Raw genomic sequence first — 15,727 nt, forward strand, 5'->3', positions numbered from 1 at the left:
GTCCGCGGGACGTGTGGTGGGTGCGGGGGGTCAGCCGCCGATCTGCTTGCGGCTGTCGCCGCCGGTGATCTGGATGCGGCGCGGCTTGGCCTGTTCGGCGACGGGGATGCGCAGGGTCAGGACGCCGGCCTCGTACGAGGCGTCGATGCGTTCCGTGTCCAGGGTCTCGCCGAGGAACAGCTGGCGGGTGAAGGTGCCGGTGGGACGCTCGGCGACCACGGTCTCCGCACCCTCGGGCGCCGGGGAGCGGCGCTCGGCGCGCACGTTGAGGACGTTGCGTTCGACGTCGAGGTCGATCGTCTCCGGGTCGATGCCGGGGAGGTCGAAGTGGACGATGAAGTCGTCCCCCGACCGGTAGGCGTCCATCGGCATCGCCGTGGGACGGCCTGCGGGGGTGGCGCCGAAGACCTGCTGCGCGAGTCGGTCGAATTCGCGGAACGGGTCGGTACGCATGAGCATCACGGTCATCTCCTTCCGTGGGTGTCATCTGCGATGCCCTTACGGTCTCGCCTTCTTATATAGCTCGGAGGAGGAAAGTTGACAAGCCGGGACTCAGGTTGTGTCACACGACCGGCTTCGGGCCTGGGCGCGGGGGGCGTCTCCCGAGAGCGCTAGCCTCGGAGTCCGGACGACGTCGGCCCGGTGGGCCGGCGCAGTGGCAGGAGGCAGCAGGCATGGCGAAGGTACCGAGTTCAGTGGTGGCCGCGGGCGGGCTCGTCGGGGGGTACGGCGTGGCCCGCTGGACCCGGAAGCGGCAGCTGGGCGGGGTCGTCCTCGCCGCCGCCGGGGCCGCCGCCGCGCAGCAGTGGCGGGAGCGGGCCGGGGGCGGGGCGGCGGGGGCGCTGTCGGTGGCGTACGTCGCCGCGTTCGCCGGGTCGCATCCGCTGGCGAAGAAGGTGGGCGCCTGGCCCGCCGTGTTCGGGGTGGCGGGGGCCGTGGCGCTCGCCTCGTGGGCGGTGGCCGACCGGCGGGGATGAGGAGGGCAGGAAAGCCCGGCGTCCGCGTCACGGTGCCCGGGCCGGCCGCCCGGGCACCGTGGTTCGTGAGCGTTCCGCGGGACCTACCAGCACTTCTCCTTGTAGACGATCTTCAGCGAGTCGGTCTCGGTCCGCTTGCCGTCGGTGGCGTAGATCTCGGCGGTGTACTCACCGAGCGGTGCCAGTCCCAGGGACATGAAGACGTAGCCGTTGACGGTCAGGCTGCCGTCGGCGGGGTCGCGTTCGTTCGTTCCCGGGGGAATGGTGTAGCGGCCCAGGTCGGCGGAGTCCTTGCCCGGCAGGTCGCGGATGCCGGTCCTGATGGTGTCCGACCAGCTTCCGGACACCGGAGCCAAGGCGTAGGTCCAGGAGAACCCGCCCCGGACGCATATCTCCTGCCCCTCGGCTTCCAGCGTCCATGTCGACGTCGAGGCGGACGCCGGGGACGCGCCGAGGAGCGAGAGGGTCAGGGCCGAGGACAGGCCGAGGAGTAATCCGGCCCCGCGGCGGCTTGTTTTCATCGGTACCTCCTGATCGAGGGCGTGGGGACGCATGAGGCGGTACGACGTTCCTGCCGGCCCGGTTGACTTGAAGGGCCGGCCACCGTCAGCGAGTGTCACTCGCGCAACACCCCTCGAACAAGGGAGTAGTTGTACATTCAAGGACCTGTGGCCTGATGTCGCCGTCCGGTGTCCGACAAGGGCCGCCGCCACGGCCCCGGCGGCTCGGTCACTTCCCCGCCGTCTCCGCCTTCGCCACCGACAGCGGGGCCGCGATGTCCTCCAGGGAGCGGCGTTCCGCCTTCACCGCGAGGAACGCGGCGACCAGGCCCGCCGCGCACATCAGGCCCGCGCCGATCTGGAAGGCCAGGACCGTGTCGGCGACCTTGCCGGTGTCGGTGAGTTCGGCGAACAGCAGGGGGCCGCTGATGCCGCCCGCGGCGGTGCCGATGGCGTAGAAGAAGGCGATGGACATGGCCCGGGTCTCCATGGGGAAGACCTCGGAGACCGTGAGGTAGGCGCTGGACGCACCGGCCGAGGCGAAGAACAGGACCGCGCACCAGCAGGCCGTCATCGTGGTGGCGCCGAGCGAACCGCGGTCGAACAGCCAGGCCGTGCCGAAGAGGAGCAGGCCCGAGAGCAGGTACGTGCCGGAGATCATCATCCGGCGGCCGACCGTGTCGAAGAGCTTGCCGAGCAGCAGCGGGCCCAGGAAGTTGCCGGCCGCGATGACGGCGAAGTAGTAGCCGGTGTCGCCGGACGGGACGTCGAAGAACGTGGTCAGGATCGCGCCGAAGCCGAAGGTGATGGCGTTGTAGAGGAACGCCTGGCCGATGAAGAGGGAGAAGCCCAGGACCGAGCGCCTGCGGTACTTGGCGAAGACGGTGCGGGCGATCTCGGTGAACGTGACGTTCCCGCGCCGGCGGATCGTCAGTTCGCCCTCCACGCGGGGCAGCGGCTCGTTCCGCTCGGCCTCGACCCGTTGTTCGATGTCGCCGACGATGCGTTCCGCCTCCTCGTCACGGCCGTGGATCAGCAGCCAGCGAGGGCTCTCGGGCACGTGACGGCGCACGAGGAGGATGACCAGGGCGAGTACGGCGCCGAGGGCGAAGGTCAGGCGCCAGCCGATGTCGGCCGGGAAGACGTCGGTGTCCAGGGCCAGGATCGACAGCAGGGAGCCGCCCACCGCGCCCAGCCAGAAGCTGCCGTTGATCATCAGGTCGACGCGGCCCCGGTACCGCGCCGGGATCAGCTCGTCGATCGCGGAGTTGATGGCCGCGTACTCGCCGCCGATGCCGAAACCCGTGAGGAAGCGGAAGAGGAAGAACCACCAGGTGTCGAAGGCGATCGCGGTGAGGGCGGTGGCGCCGAGGTAGACCGCGAGGGTGATCATGAAGAGTCTCTTGCGGCCCCAGATGTCGGTCAGGCGGCCCCAGAAGAGGGCGCCCGAGCAGGCGCCGGCGACGTAGAGGGCGGCGGCGACGCCGGTGACCTCGCCGGAGGTGATGGGCAGTCCGCTGCCCGGTTCGGACAGGCGGCTCGCGATGTTGCCGACGACCGTGACCTCCAGGCCGTCGAGGATCCACACGGTGCCGAGACCGATGACGACGGACCAGTGCCAGCGGGACCACGGGAGGCGGTCCAGGCGGGCTGGGATGCGGGTGGTGATCGTGCGTTCGGTCCCGGACTGCGCGGTGGTCATGGGCTCCCTCCCTGGCGAAGCGAACCCCCGTCGGATGCCCCGGGCGGGCGTTCTCACGCCCGCCCGCTTTCTGACGCCGGGGAGTGCGGTGGGCCCCGCCGGCCTCTGGGCTTGCGGGGCGTGGTGCTCCGGCGGGTGCGTCGTGGCTGTTCGCGCCCGCGCGGCGGAGCCGCACGTCGATACAGCCCCGCGCCCCTGGGGAGTTGTGGTCGCCGTCGGCCGGAAACACCAGGGGCCCCAGGGGGAGCCCACGGCAGGGCCACCCCCTGAGGGGCGCGGGGAACTGCGCGAACAACCACGCCACACCCGCGGGAGCCCGGCGCGCTACGCCCCCAGGACCCGTGACACCGTGTAGATCAGCAGACCGGCGAGCGAGCCGACCACCGTGCCGTTGATGCGGATGAACTGGAGGTCACGGCCGATGTTGGCCTCGATCTTCTTCGTGGTGTGCTCGGCGTCCCAGCTCGCCACCGTGTCCGTGATCAGGGAGGTGATCTCCTTGCGGTAGGTGGTGACCACGTACACCGCCGCGCTCTCCAGCCAGCCGTCGACCTTGCCCTGCACCTTGGGGTCGAGCGACATGCGGGCGCCCAGCGAGAGCAGCGAGGCGCGCACGCGCAGGCGCAGTTCGCTGCGCTCGTCCTCCGCAGCCGAGACGATCATGGATCGTACGGCCGTCCACGCGGAGGCGATCAGGTCCTGCACCTCGCCCCGGCCGAGGATCTCGCTCTTGAGGCGTTCGACGCGGGCGCGGGTGTCGGTGTCGGACTGGAGGTCGGAGGCGAAGTCGGTGAGGAAGCGGTCCAGGGCGCCGCGCGCGGGGTGGGACGGCATGTCGCGCATCTCTGTGATGAAGCGCAGCAGTTCCTTGTAGACGCGCTCGCCGACCTTGCGGTCGACGAATCTGGGGGTCCAGCCGGGCGCGCCGCCGTGGACGGCGTCCATCACGGTGTCGCTGTGCAGCACCAGCCAGTCGTGCGCACGGGTGACGATGACGTCCACGGCCCGTTTGTGGCCGCCGTCGGCGACGATCCGCTCCAGCATCTTGCCCATGCCGGGCGCGATCTCCTGGGCGTCCGCGCGGCGGGTGATGGCCTCGCCGACCACCGCCTGGACGTCGGAGTCGCGCAGCACGGTCAGCGCTCCGCGCAGGGCGGCCGAGAGCTCGGCGGTGACCCGGTCGGCGTGCTCCGGGACGGCGAGCCAGGCGCCGAGCCGGCTGCCGATGCCGACGGCGCGCAGCCGCTGCCGTACGACGTCCTCGGAGAGGAAGTTCTCGCCGACGAACTCGCCGAGGGAGACGCCGAGCTGGTCCTTCTTGGTGGGGATGATCGCGGTGTGCGGGATGCGCAGGCCGAGGGGGTGACGGAAGAGGGCGGTGACGGCGAACCAGTCGGCGAGCGCGCCGACCATGCCGGCCTCGGCCGCGGCGGCGACATAGCCCGCCCAGGCGCCGGCTCCCTGGTGGGAGGCCCATTCGGTGAGGACGTAGACGACGGTGACGAACAGCAGCAGTCCGGTGGCGGTGAGCTTCATCCGGCGCACCCCGCGCCGCTTCTCCTCGTCCGCGGGGCTGAACGTGTTCATCGCGCGGTTGGTGAAGGCGCCGGTGCGGGCACGCCGCCCTTCGGCGCCCCGGCCGCCGGTTCCTGCTTCTTCCGGCGTTTCCGCCGTTTCTGTCCGTTCCATCCGCTCCGCCCGTTCGGTGATCCCTCACACATTGTCCCTTCCTGACCGACTCCTGGAACGGAACAGGAGTTCCCGGCGTCGGTCCGGAGAGGGTTTTCCCAGGGAGATCACCTAAGTGGCAAGGCGGCGACGAGGAGACGGACGGGGCGCGAGGCAGTGTTTCGTCGAAGGGCGTGGAGCGCGGCAGGGCGGGAAGGCAAGGGGGGCCGGGCTGCGTCCTCGGCCGCCGCCGGGCGGCCGGTGTCCGTCATCGCTCGGATCGACCCGCCGCGAACCGGATGTCCCCCGGTGCGGGGGACGTCCGGTGGATGGCGCCCTCGGTCGCCGAGAGCCGGTCACCCGTGCCGGAGTGGCGGCGGAGAAGTATCTCGGAGGCGATGGACAGTGCCGTCTCCGCCGGGTCGGCACCGCCCAGGTCGAGCCCCGCGGGGGAACAGAGCCGTGCCAGTCGGTCGTTCCGCACCCCTGCGGCCCGCAGCGACGCCCTGCGCCGCCCGGCGGTCCGGCGGGAGCCCAGAGCACCGACGTAGGCGAGGTCCATCCGCAACGCGGTCTGCAGCAAGGGCACGTCGAACTTGGGGTCGTGGGTGAGCGAGACGACCACGGTGCTGTGGTCGATCCGCCCCGCCGCCGCCTCCGCGGCGAGGTGCCGGTGGGGCCAGTCCACGACGACCTCGTCGGCGTCCGGAAAGCGCTCGGGGGTGGTGAACACCGGCCGCGCGTCGCACACCGTCACCCGGAAACCGAGCAGCGCGCCCTGGCGGGTGAGAGCCGAGGCGAACTCGGTGGCACCGTAGACCAGCATGCGGGGCGGTGGAGCCAGGCAGTTGACGAACACCCGCGGGGCGGCCCCCGGGCTCGCGTCGCCGGCCCCGGTGCGGAACACGTGGGAGGAGCCCCCCTGCGCGAGCAGTCGCCCGGCCACGCCGGCGGCTTCGGTGTCGACGGCGGGGTCGCCGGTGCTTCCGGTGGTGCCGCCGGACCAGTGCACCAGGTGTGCTCCGGCGGGTACGGATCCGTGGGGCTCCACGACTGTGGCCAGGGCGACGGCGTCCCCGGCCCGCATGCGCTCGACGAGAAGACCCAGTTCGGGGAAGGACCGCCGGTCGATGCGTTCGACGAAGACCTGAATGGTTCCGCCGCAGGTCAGCCCGACGGCTCCGGCGTCGTCATCACTCACCGCGTAGCGTTCGAGCACCGGAACGCCGTCCCGTACGGCCTGCTGGGCCAGGTCGTACACGGCGCCTTCCACGCAGCCGCCCGACACACTGCCGGTGACGGTGCCGTCCGGAGCGCAGATCATGAGGGCTCCGGGCCGGCGCGGGGCCGAACCGTACGCCGAGACGACCGTGGCGAGCCCGCACGGTGTGCCCGCCTCCCACCATCGGTGGAGCCGCTCCCACATGTCGTTCATCGGACTCCCCCCTCCCCGATGATCTTGTCCGGGGTGATGGGCAGGTCGCGGACGCGACGTCCGGTGGCGTGGTAGACGGCGTTGCCGATGGCGGCGGTCATCCCGGTCATCGGGGTCTCGCCGAACCCGCGTGCGCCGAGGGCGTCGGGGTTCGCCGGGTCGGGCTTGTCCACGAAGCCCATGTGGACCTCGGGGACGTCGGCGTTGACCGGCACCAGGTAGCCCGACAGATTGGGGTTGACGATCCGCCCCAGGTGCGGGTCGACCATGGTGTGCTCGGACAGGGTGAAACCGACGGCCCAGACGGCGCCGCCCATCCCCTGACTGCGCAGCGTCCTGCGGTTGAGCACCCGGCCGGCGTCGAAGAACCCGTGCATGCGGGTGACGCGGACCCGTCCGAGCCGGGGATCGACGCGCACTTCCGCGAAGCACGCACCGGTGGAGTAACCGGGAGGAATGAAGACGGGGTCGGCGGTGGCCTCGACGGGTACGCCGTGCCGGGCGATGACCGCGCGGACGGTGTCGCGGCGCGTGCGCCGGTCGGTGTCGTGGAGGATCCCGTCCTCGACGGTGATCCGGTCGGCCGGGACGCCGTGCAGGGGGGAGCGTGTGTCCGCGACGGTGAGGTCGATCAGTGCCCGGCGGGCCGCGGCGCAGGCCCGGTTGACGGCGGCGCCGACACCGGGAACCGTCGCGGACGCGGCGGAGACGAAGGCGTACGGGTAGGCGGTGTCCCCGAGTTCGAAGTCCACGTCGTCGATGTCCAGACCCAGGCTCTGCGCGGCCACCTGGGACATCACGGTGTACGTACCGGTTCCGACGTCCTGGGTGGCGACCTGGACCGTCGCCTTCCCCCTGGTGGAGATCACCACGCGGGCGCCCGCTCCCGGCCTTCCGCCGGCCGTGTGCGCGGCGGTCGCCATGCCCCAGCCGATCAGGGTGTCGCCCTCGCGCATCGACCGCGGGCGCGGATCGCGCTTGCTCCAGCCGAACGCGTCCGCGCCACGGCGGTAGCACTCCTCCAGGTGCTTGCTGCCGAAGGGGGCGCCGTCGTCGTCGGGGTTGTCCGAGGCGTAATTGCGCAGCCGGAGCTCGACGGGGTCCATGCCCAGTTCGTAGCTCAGCTCGTCGAGTGCCGTTTCCAGACCGTGGGAGGCGACGACCTCCGGTGACCGCATCATGCTCGGCGCGGGCAGGTGGAGCCTCACCGCCCTCTGTGTCACCCGCACGTTGGGGCAGGCGTACAGCATGCGGGTCGGCTCACTGGTGTTGAACAGCAGATCCTCGGTACGGCTGACCTGGGACGTGGTGATGTGTTCGATGGCGGTGAGCGTGCCGTCCCGCTTCGCTCCGATCCTGAGCCGCTGGTGTGTCTCGGGGCGGTGGCCGTGGGAGGTGTAGGTGTGCGCGCGGGAGAGCACCAGTTTGACCGGGCGCCCCAACTCGCGGGCTATGGCGGCGGTGATCAGGGTGTGCGGCCACACCGGGCCCTTCGCTCCGAAGCCTCCGCCCAGGAACCGGGACAGCACACGCACGTCGGCGGGAGGCACTCCGAGCGCCTCGGCCACGGTGGCCTTGGTGGCGTTGACGCCCTGCGCGGTCTCGTACACCGTCAGCTTCTCGCCGTGCCAGACGGCGGCCGTGGCGGACGGCTCCAGGGCGTTGTGATGGTGCATGGGCGTCGTGTAGCCGACGTCGACGCGCACGTCGGCCTGGGCCAGGCCTGCCGCGGGGTCGCCGCGGGTGATGTCGTTGGGGCCCTTCAGGCCCGGCTCGGGCACGTAGGCCTCGTCCATGGCTTCGGCCAGGTCGGCCTGGGGTGTGCGGGCGTCGTAGGAGACCCTGACGAGCGACGCGGCGTGCTGGGCCTGCTCCAGGTTCTCGGCCACGACGTAGGCCACGGGCTGGCCGCTGTGGTGGATGTCCGTGTCCTGGAGGGGAACGACCCGCTTCCAGTAGACCGTTCCCTGCGCCGTGGGCATCACCAGCTCGGGCATGTTCCGGTGGGTGAAGACGGCGACCACGCCGGGAGAGCGCTCGGCGTCCCGTACGTCGATGCCGGTGACGCGCCCGTTGGCGACGGTGCTCAGCACGAGGAAGCCGTGCAGGGCCCCGCGGATCTCGGTGTCCGCGGTGTAGGTGGCCGCGCCGGTGACCTTGGCGTGCCCGTCGACCCGGGCGAGGGGGCTGCCGACGATCGGGCTCATTTCAGGCCTCCGAGTTCCTCGAGGACGTCGGCCAGGGCACGCTGCACCAGCTCGACCTTGAACGCGTTGTGCTCGCGGGGCCGGGCGCCGTCGACCAGGGCCCGGCCGGCCGCCGCGATGGTGGCCCGGGTCAGGGGGCGGCCGCGCAGGGCGTCCTCGGCCTCCGGCGAACGCCACGGCCTGGGGGCGATGCCGCCGAAGGCGAGCCGGACGTCACCGACCGTCCCCCGCTCCCGGGTGAGGGCGGCGGCCACGGAGACCACGGCGAACTCGAACGAGGCACGGTCGCGCAGCTTGAGGTAGCGCGAGCCGGCCGCGAGGCGGCTCCGGGGGACGTCGACACCGGTGATGAGCTCGCCGTGCCGCAGCGTGGTCTCCTCGTCCGGCGTGGAACCGGGCAGGCGGTAGAGGTCTCCGATCGGGATGGACCGGCGGCCGTCCGGTCCGAGGGTGACCACCGTGGCGTCCAGGGCGGTCAGCGAGACGGCCAGATCCGACGGGTGGACGGCGATGCAGTGATCGCTGCCCCCGTGGATCGCGTGCCATCGGTTCTGCCCGTCGAGGGCCGGGCAGCCGCTGCCGGGTTCGCGTTTGTTGCAGGCACTGCCGGGGTCCCGGTAGTACCAGCAGCGGGTCCGTTGCATGAGGTTCCCGCCGATGGTGGCCCGGTTGCGTATCTGCGGGGACGCGGAGGCCAGCAGGGCCTCGGAGACGACGGGGAATCGCTCGCGGACCACTGGGTGGTCGGCGACGTCCCTCATGCGGGCCGTGGCCCCGATGTGCAGTCGGTCCTTGCTCACGCCGATGTCCGACAGGTCCAGCCGGCCCACGTCCACGACGAGATCCGGGGCGAGGACGCCGTCCTTCATCAGATTCGTCAGTTCGGTGCCGCCGCCGATGAACGCGCCTCCGGGATGGCCCGCGACCAGGTCGACGGCGTCGGACGCGCGCGACGTACGCGTGTAGTCGAAGAGTTTCACTTCCCGCGTCCCTTCGCGGCGTCCCGCACCGCGTCGACGATGTTCGGATAACAGCCGCACCGGCACAGGTTGCCGCTCATCCACTCACGGACTTCGGTGTCCGAGCCGGCGTGACCCTCTCGGACGCAGGCGACGGCCGACATGATCTGCCCCGAAGTGCAGAAGCCGCACTGGAAGGCATCGCGCCGGATGAAGGCCGCCTGCACGGGGTGCAGTTCGTCCCCGCGGGCCAGGCCCTCGATCGTGGTGATCTCCCGCCCGTCCTCCATGACCGCGAGGGTCATGCACGACTTGACCCGCTCACCCTCGATGAGGACGGTGCAGGCGCCGCACTCACCGCGGTCGCAGCCCTTCTTCGTCCCCGTCAGCCCGAGACGCTCACGCAGCGCGTCCAGCAGGGTGACCCGGGACTCGACCGCGACATGGCGTTCCACGCCGTTGACGTGGAGTGTCACATCGGCCGTCGAGGCCGGAGGCGGTAACGCCGTCTCCGCACCGACGGGACCGCCGGCCGCAGTCGTCGTCATGCCGCCCGACGCGGCCACGGCGACGGCGCCGACGGCACCGGCTTTGAGTACGCTGCGGCGGCTGTGCTCGTCGGCTGAGCGGTCGTGCTCCTCGGTGTCGGACATGTTTCTGTGTCTCCTCGCGTGAAGTGACGGAAGAAGAAGTGACGGAAGGATCCGCGTTCCTCGGTCGCGGTCGCGTCCGCCGGACATCAGCGCTCGCTGTCGAGGGTGGCCATCAGGGGGACGGGGTAGCGCTCACCGGCCGCGGCGCCCGCCGGTACGGCCGCTTCGATCTCCCTCAGCGTCTGGGCGCTCATGGTCAGGGAGGCCGCGCCCAGCGACTCCGCCAGACGCTCCCGGCGACGCGCACCCACCAGCGGCACGATGTCCGCCCCCTGGGCCGCGACCCAGGCGATCGCCGCCTGGCTCGTCGTCATGCCCAGGCGCCGCGCCACTCGGCCGAGCGCCTCGACGAGACGCAGGTTCGCTTCCAGGTTCCCGCCCTGGAAACGGGGTGAGTGGGTGCGGAAGTCCTCGTCGCCCAGCTGCCGCGAGGCCGACCAGTACCCGCTCAGCAGGCCACGTGACAGTACGCCGTACGCCGTCAGGCCGATGCCCAGCTCCCTCAGGGTGGGGAGGACCTCCTTCTCCGGTCCGCGGGACAGCAGCGAGTACTCGATCTGCAGGTCGCAGATCGGCGCCACCGCCGCGGCCCGGCGGATCGTCTCCGCACCCACCTCGGACAGCCCGATGTACCGGATGTAGCCCGCCTGCCGCATCTCCTCCAGCGCGCCCACCGTCTCCTCGACCGGAATCCGCGGGTTCAGCCGCGCCGGACGGTAGATGTCGAGGTAGTCGGTCCCCAGACGCCGCAGCGAATAGGCGAGGCGGTCCTTCACCGCTTCCGGGGAAACGTCGTAGGGGGCGGGCTGGAAGGCTCCGTCCGGGGTTCGGCGGGAGCCGAACTTGACGCTGATCACCACGTCCTCGCGTCGGCGTTCCCGCAGGACCCGTCCGATGAGCATCTCGTTCGAGCCCGATCCGTAGAAGTCACCGGTGTCGATGAGCGTCACGCCCGCGTCGATCGCCGCGTGCAGCGTGGCCACGTTCTCCACGTCGTCGGCCGGGCCGTAGAGATCCGACATCCCCATGGCGCCCAGACCGATCGCGGAGACCTCCGGACCCCACCGGCCCAATGTGCGACGGCTGACAGACATGTGCGTTCTCCCTTTCGCGGATTGCTGCGGTGACCGGTCGTCCATCGGACGGGCGGTCCACTCGGCGGCACGGGCCGCGCCGGCGTCTCTTTCCGCGAGCACGAGCCACTCACGGAATCACTGATGACGAGTTCGCCACATCGACGATAACACAGCAGCGATGTCGGTCAAGCGTTATCATCGATCCATGACGTTCACCGACACGGCGCCCCAGCCGCGCGAGCGCATCCTCCAGGCAGCGGCGGACCTGCTCGCCGGTGGTGGACGCGAGGCGGTCTCCACTCGCTCCGTCAGCGCCGCCGCAGGCGTACAGGCGCAGACGATCTACCGGCATTTCGGAGACATGCAGGGGCTGCTCGACGAGGTGGCTCGCCGGGGATACGCCTCCTACCTGGCGGCCAAGCAGGAGAACCTCACGACTGGTGACCCCATCGACCAGCTGCGGCGCGGCTGGGCCATGCATGTGGCGTTCGGTCTCGCCAACCCGGCTCTCTACCGGCTGCTCAACACCGACGCACGTCCCGGCGCGGGATCGTCGGTGACCGGTGAGGCCGGCGGCCTGCTTCTGCGGCTCGTCACCCGGGTCGCCGAGGCCGGCCTGCTGCGGGTGGGCGTCGAAGAGGCGGCGGCGATGATCCATGCCGCGGGTGTCGGGGTCACGATCACCCTGATCGACGCCGACGCCGCAGGTCGGCTCGCCGACCACGAGGGCCTTTCGGAGCGCACGCGCGACGCCGTTCTCGCGGCACTGGTCACAGACCCGGAGGACGAACCGGCCGAGGACACGCGTGCCGCCCGCCGCGCCCGGCACGCCGTCGCCCTCAAGGCACTGCTCGACGACGGGGAGCAGGGCTTCACCCCGGGGGAGCGTCTACTGCTGGACGAGTTGCTCACGCGGCTTGTCGCCACGACGGCGGACGGTCAGGAAAACGGACCCATGACGAAGTCCCGCGGCTGAGACGTCGGCCCATGTGGAGTGTCGGGTGGTCCGGCCTGCGGTGCCGGCCGGCCGAGCGCGCGATGTCCTGGCCGGGCGGCTGCCGCCGTTCACACCACCGCCGCGCACGCGCGGCCGAGCACCTCCCGGCCCGTGGATCATCATGGGTTCATCAGATCGGAGCCTCTCGCTCCCGTCTTCCGAGGAGAACGGAACAGCATGACCCGGGGTCGTGACGGGGGCGCGCAGGCGCCTCCCGCCAAGCAGCGTGCCCTGCTCGCCGCGGTCCTCGCCGCGATTCTGGCGGTTTCCGCCGCCATCTACGTCGGCGTCGGAGTCGACGACGGTGCGCGGGAACGGGGCACCGTGGCCGGTGACCGTGACGCCCGGAACAACCCGGCCGCGCCCGCCTCCACCGGCACCTGGGTCTCCTCCTGGGCCACCTCCCCGGTCGGGGGCGAACCCGGCACCGAGATGACGGGGCTCGCGGGCCGCTCGGTGCGCAACGTCGTCCACACCAGCGCCGGCGGTACGAGCGCCCGCGTCACGCTGTCCAACCTGTACGGCCAGTCGCCGCTGACCGTCACGCACGCCTCGATCGCGGTGTCCGCGGACCCGGACACGGCGGCGGCGCTCGCGGAGACCATGCGACCGCTGGCCTTCGCCGGGAACCCGGCGGTCGTCGTCCCGGCGGGCGGACAGGTGACGAGCGACGTCGTGCGCATCGCCGTCCCGCACGACGGGGACGTCCTCGTCACGACGTACTCCCCCACCGCGTCCGGGCCGGTCACCTACCACCCGCACGCGCGCCAGATCTCGTACGTCGCCGACGGCGAGCACACCCGGGACGCGACCGGGGCCGCGTACACCGGGCAGAGCACGGTCTGGCGGTACGTGACCGCGCTGGACGTGCTGAGCGACGAGGCGGACGGGACGGTCGTCGTCCTCGGTGACTCGCTGACGGACGGTGTCACCTCGACGACCGGGGCGAACAACCGGTGGCCGGACGTGCTGTCCGACCGGCTGCGGTCGGCTGTCGCCGACGGGCGGGACGTGCCGCGGTACAGCGTCGTCAACGAGGGGATCAGCGGGAACCAGGTGCTCGCCGACGGGCTGGGGCGGCCCGCGGAGAACGCCAGTGGGCTGAACCGGTTCGAGCGGGATGTGCTGGGGCGGACGAACGTCGAGGTCGTCGTCGTCGTGCTCGGGGTCAACGACATTCTGCGTCATCCGGGGACCGCCGATCCGGACGCGATCGTCGCAGGGCTGAACGCGCTGGTCGAGCGGGCTCATGCGCGGGGGGTGAAGGTCGTGGGGGCGACGCTCATGCCGTTCCGCGGGCACCGGGGGTACACCAGCGCGCGGGAGGACGTGCGGCGGGTGATCAACGCGGAGATACGGGCGGGGCGGGTGTTCGACGCGGTCGTCGACTTCGACGGGGCGCTTCGCGATCCGTACGATCCGCGCCGGTTCCGTTCGGAGTACGACTCCGGGGATCATCTTCATCCCAGTGACAGGGGGTATGCCCGGATGGCGGAGGCGTTCGATCTGGATGATCTGAAGGGTGGGGCTCCGGCGCGGTTGTAGGGGGTTCGGGGTGGTTTCTTCGCCCCCGCCGCCCCTTCCCGTCCCCGTTCTCCGGGGGCGCTGCCCCCAAGCCCCCGCTCCTCAAACGCCGGAGGGGCTGAATTTCAGCCCCTCCGGCGTTTGAGGAGCGGGGTCTGGGGCGGAGCCCCAGGGTCGGGACGGGAAGGGGCGGCGGGGGCGAAAAACCCCTGAAGAACCCCTCAGCGACGGTCCTCGCGCTCCTCGTGAGCCTTCCCGAGGTTCAAGTGGTCCGGGAGGGACGCCTCCAGCTCCCGGCGACGTTCCTGCTTGCGTTCCAGTTTTTCCCTGCGGCGCTCCTCGCGCAGGCGCTGCTTCTCCGCGCGGGGGAGTTTGCGGTCGACGCCCACGCCGCCCCAGAAGGCGAAGCCCGTGACGATCACGCGCGGGGCGCCCGGCTCGCCCGGTACGCCCTCCTCGCGGTGGTCGAAGCCGCCCATGACGCCGATGCCGCGCACGACGACCTCGACGCCGGGCGGGACGACGACCTCCACCCCGCCCATGATCGCGACCGCGTTGATGACGATCTCGCGGTCCGCGAAGTTCGCCTCCCGCAGATCGATCTCCCCGCCGCCCCAGAAGGCGAAGCAGTTGAAGCGGCGCGGCGCCGTCCAGCGGCCCTTGCGCTGGAAGCCCGACATCACGGCCACGGCCCACGACGACGTGCCCGAGTCGTCGCCGCCGATGATCCTGTCTCCCCAAGTGCCGGCCCGTTCCGGCTGCTTGGTGAGGGACACGGCCGGGGCGGACGTCCCGTGGTCCGGCAGGTCGCGGGTGATCGGCGTCAGGTCGCCGTACGTGCGCGCCTTGTACGTCGCGTCCAGCCGTTCCTCGAACTCCTCCATGTCGAGGCGGCCCTCCGCGAGGGCGTCCCGCAGGATCTCGGCGACCCGTTCACGGTCGGCGTCGGAGGCGCGGAGGTCCGGGGCGGCTGCGTCGTCGGTCATACCAGCAGCCTACGAGTTGTCTCCGCCGCACGGCTACGAGAGGGCCCGCCCGGCTCGCTCCTGCGGGGGTTCGGGGGTGTCCCCCAATGAACGCAGCATTCTCGCGATCACCGCCTCGATGTCCGGTTCCCGTACCGACAGGTCCACCAGCGGGTACCGCGCCGCGATCCGCGCCACCAGTTCGGCCGCCGACGCCGACGCCGGGAACGCCAGCCACTGCCGGGGCCCCTCCACCCGTACCACCCGCGCGGGCGGGGGCGCCTCGATCGGCGGGAGTTCCCGCTCCAGGTCCACCACCAGCGTCCGCTCGCTCTCCCCCGCCTCGTGCAGCCCGGTGAGCGGGCCGTCGTAGACCAGCCGGCCGTGGTCGATGACCATCACCCGTGAGCACAACTGCTCGATGTCCTGGAGGTCGTGGGTGGTCAGCAGCACCGTCGTGGACCGCTCGGCGTTCAACTGCCGCAGGAAGTCGCGCACCTTGGTCTTGGAGATGACGTCCAGGCCGATCGTCGGCTCGTCGAGGTAGAGCACCTCCGGGTCGTGCAGCAGCGCCGCCGCGATGTCCCCGCGCATCCGCTGGCCGAGCGAGAGCTGACGCACCGGCACGTCCAACAGCTCGCCCAGGTCGAGGAGTTCGGTCAGCCGGTCGAGGTTCTCCCGGTACCGGGCGTCCGGGATGCGGTACATGCGGTGCATCAGCTTGTACGAGTCGACCAGCGGGAGGTCCCACCACAGCGTCGTACGCTGCCCGAACACCACCCCGATGCGGTGCGCCAGCCGGGTCCGCTCGCGGGAGGGGTCGATCCCGGCGACCCGCAGCCGGCCGCCGCTCGGTGTGAGGATCCCCGTCAGCATCTTGATCGTCGTCGACTTCCCGGCGCCGTTGGGGCCGATGTAGCCGACCATCTCGCCCCGCGCCACCGTGAAGGAGATCGAGTCGACCGCCCGCACCCGATGCCGCTCCCGCTTCAGGAAGCCGGTCTTCCTGCGGACGTCGAAGACCTTCTCCACGCCGTCGAGTTCGATGAAAGCGTCATCCATCG

The 15,727-nt window shown here is 71.3% G+C and carries 14 protein-coding genes; 3 read left to right on the forward strand and 11 right to left on the reverse strand.

Translation table 11 applies throughout. The annotated features are described in order from the left end of the window. Positions 1 to 30: 30 nt before the first annotated feature. On the reverse strand, positions 31 to 459 hold the full coding sequence (locus ACZ62B_RS15165) for an Hsp20/alpha crystallin family protein (protein WP_201262966.1): 429 nt from the start codon (positions 457 to 459) through the stop codon (positions 31 to 33). Positions 460 to 674: 215 nt separating this feature from the next. Here ACZ62B_RS15165 and ACZ62B_RS15170 point away from each other — a divergent pair, with 215 nt between their 5' ends. Further along, positions 675 to 977 (forward strand): hypothetical protein, encoded by a 303-nt coding sequence (locus ACZ62B_RS15170; RefSeq protein WP_073931643.1) that lies wholly within the window; start codon positions 675 to 677, stop codon positions 975 to 977. An 83-nt stretch (positions 978 to 1,060) separates the two neighbouring features. On the opposite strand, the gene ACZ62B_RS15175 is transcribed toward ACZ62B_RS15170, so the two are convergent. The 8 genes from ACZ62B_RS15175 to ACZ62B_RS15210 all read right to left on the reverse strand — a co-directional run bounded on the left by ACZ62B_RS15175 (position 1,061) and on the right by ACZ62B_RS15210 (position 11,195). After that, on the reverse strand, positions 1,061 to 1,498 hold the full coding sequence (locus ACZ62B_RS15175; RefSeq protein WP_344563737.1) for a DUF5980 family protein: 438 nt from the start codon (positions 1,496 to 1,498) through the stop codon (positions 1,061 to 1,063). Between the two features lie 208 nt (positions 1,499 to 1,706). Next, positions 1,707 to 3,179: an MFS transporter gene (locus ACZ62B_RS15180; RefSeq protein ID WP_344563739.1), complete on the reverse strand. Its 1,473-nt coding sequence runs from the start codon at positions 3,177 to 3,179 to the stop codon at positions 1,707 to 1,709. A 324-nt stretch (positions 3,180 to 3,503) separates the two neighbouring features. Beyond that, positions 3,504 to 4,868, reverse strand: coding sequence for a DUF445 domain-containing protein (locus ACZ62B_RS15185; RefSeq protein WP_344563741.1), 1,365 nt, complete (start codon positions 4,866 to 4,868; stop codon positions 3,504 to 3,506). Positions 4,869 to 5,115: 247 nt separating this feature from the next. Next, entirely contained in the window at positions 5,116 to 6,282 is a 1,167-nt protein-coding gene (locus ACZ62B_RS15190; RefSeq protein WP_468886190.1) for an XdhC family protein, read from the reverse strand. Next, positions 6,279 to 8,489: a xanthine dehydrogenase family protein molybdopterin-binding subunit gene (locus tag ACZ62B_RS15195; protein WP_468719422.1), complete on the reverse strand. Its 2,211-nt coding sequence runs from the start codon at positions 8,487 to 8,489 to the stop codon at positions 6,279 to 6,281. Before ACZ62B_RS15195 ends, ACZ62B_RS15190 begins: the two co-directional genes overlap by 4 nt. Further along, positions 8,486 to 9,469, reverse strand: coding sequence for an FAD binding domain-containing protein (locus ACZ62B_RS15200; protein WP_344563747.1), 984 nt, complete (start codon positions 9,467 to 9,469; stop codon positions 8,486 to 8,488). The genes ACZ62B_RS15195 and ACZ62B_RS15200 overlap by 4 nt, the downstream gene beginning before the upstream one ends. After that, complete coding sequence (locus ACZ62B_RS15205) at positions 9,466 to 10,101, reverse strand: (2Fe-2S)-binding protein (RefSeq protein WP_344563749.1); 636 nt, start codon at positions 10,099 to 10,101, stop codon at positions 9,466 to 9,468. Before ACZ62B_RS15205 ends, ACZ62B_RS15200 begins: the two co-directional genes overlap by 4 nt. An 86-nt stretch (positions 10,102 to 10,187) precedes the next feature. Then, positions 10,188 to 11,195, reverse strand: a complete 1,008-nt coding sequence (locus tag ACZ62B_RS15210) for an aldo/keto reductase (protein ID WP_344563751.1) — start codon at positions 11,193 to 11,195, stop codon at positions 10,188 to 10,190. A 187-nt stretch (positions 11,196 to 11,382) separates the two neighbouring features. Between ACZ62B_RS15210 and ACZ62B_RS15215 the strand changes: the two genes are divergently transcribed. After that, positions 11,383 to 12,153 (forward strand): TetR/AcrR family transcriptional regulator, encoded by a 771-nt coding sequence (locus tag ACZ62B_RS15215; protein ID WP_344563753.1) that lies wholly within the window; start codon positions 11,383 to 11,385, stop codon positions 12,151 to 12,153. A 198-nt stretch (positions 12,154 to 12,351) separates the two neighbouring features. Further along, positions 12,352 to 13,719 (forward strand): SGNH/GDSL hydrolase family protein, encoded by a 1,368-nt coding sequence (locus ACZ62B_RS15220; protein ID WP_469690620.1) that lies wholly within the window; start codon positions 12,352 to 12,354, stop codon positions 13,717 to 13,719. A gap of 200 nt (positions 13,720 to 13,919) precedes the next feature. Here ACZ62B_RS15220 and ACZ62B_RS15225 read toward each other — a convergent pair whose 3' ends face one another. Beyond that, positions 13,920 to 14,684: a DUF1707 SHOCT-like domain-containing protein gene (locus tag ACZ62B_RS15225; protein ID WP_344559335.1), complete on the reverse strand. Its 765-nt coding sequence runs from the start codon at positions 14,682 to 14,684 to the stop codon at positions 13,920 to 13,922. A gap of 33 nt (positions 14,685 to 14,717) precedes the next feature. Next, positions 14,718 to 15,725: an ABC transporter ATP-binding protein gene (locus tag ACZ62B_RS15230; protein ID WP_344559333.1), complete on the reverse strand. Its 1,008-nt coding sequence runs from the start codon at positions 15,723 to 15,725 to the stop codon at positions 14,718 to 14,720. Positions 15,726 to 15,727 lie beyond the last annotated feature (2 nt).

Source organism: Streptomyces sp. NPDC053426, from assembly GCF_055585405.1.

Excerpts from the sequence above, each read along its gene's own strand:
- ACZ62B_RS15165 (WP_201262966.1), bottom strand. The coding sequence starts at position 459 with ATGCTCATGCGTACCGACCCGTTCCGCGAATTCGACCGACTCGCGCAG.
- ACZ62B_RS15170 (WP_073931643.1), top strand. The coding sequence starts at position 675 with ATGGCGAAGGTACCGAGTTCAGTGGTGGCCGCGGGCGGGCTCGTCGGG.
- ACZ62B_RS15175 (WP_344563737.1), bottom strand. The coding sequence starts at position 1,498 with ATGAAAACAAGCCGCCGCGGGGCCGGATTACTCCTCGGCCTGTCCTCG.
- ACZ62B_RS15180 (WP_344563739.1), bottom strand. The coding sequence starts at position 3,179 with ATGACCACCGCGCAGTCCGGGACCGAACGCACGATCACCACCCGCATC.
- ACZ62B_RS15185 (WP_344563741.1), bottom strand. The coding sequence starts at position 4,868 with ATGGAACGGACAGAAACGGCGGAAACGCCGGAAGAAGCAGGAACCGGC.
- ACZ62B_RS15190 (WP_468886190.1), bottom strand. The coding sequence starts at position 6,282 with ATGAACGACATGTGGGAGCGGCTCCACCGATGGTGGGAGGCGGGCACA.
- ACZ62B_RS15195 (WP_468719422.1), bottom strand. The coding sequence starts at position 8,489 with ATGAGCCCGATCGTCGGCAGCCCCCTCGCCCGGGTCGACGGGCACGCC.
- ACZ62B_RS15205 (WP_344563749.1), bottom strand. The coding sequence starts at position 10,101 with ATGTCCGACACCGAGGAGCACGACCGCTCAGCCGACGAGCACAGCCGC.
- ACZ62B_RS15210 (WP_344563751.1), bottom strand. The coding sequence starts at position 11,195 with ATGTCTGTCAGCCGTCGCACATTGGGCCGGTGGGGTCCGGAGGTCTCC.
- ACZ62B_RS15215 (WP_344563753.1), top strand. The coding sequence starts at position 11,383 with ATGACGTTCACCGACACGGCGCCCCAGCCGCGCGAGCGCATCCTCCAG.
- ACZ62B_RS15220 (WP_469690620.1), top strand. The coding sequence starts at position 12,352 with ATGACCCGGGGTCGTGACGGGGGCGCGCAGGCGCCTCCCGCCAAGCAG.
- ACZ62B_RS15225 (WP_344559335.1), bottom strand. The coding sequence starts at position 14,684 with ATGACCGACGACGCAGCCGCCCCGGACCTCCGCGCCTCCGACGCCGAC.
- ACZ62B_RS15230 (WP_344559333.1), bottom strand. The coding sequence starts at position 15,725 with ATGGATGACGCTTTCATCGAACTCGACGGCGTGGAGAAGGTCTTCGAC.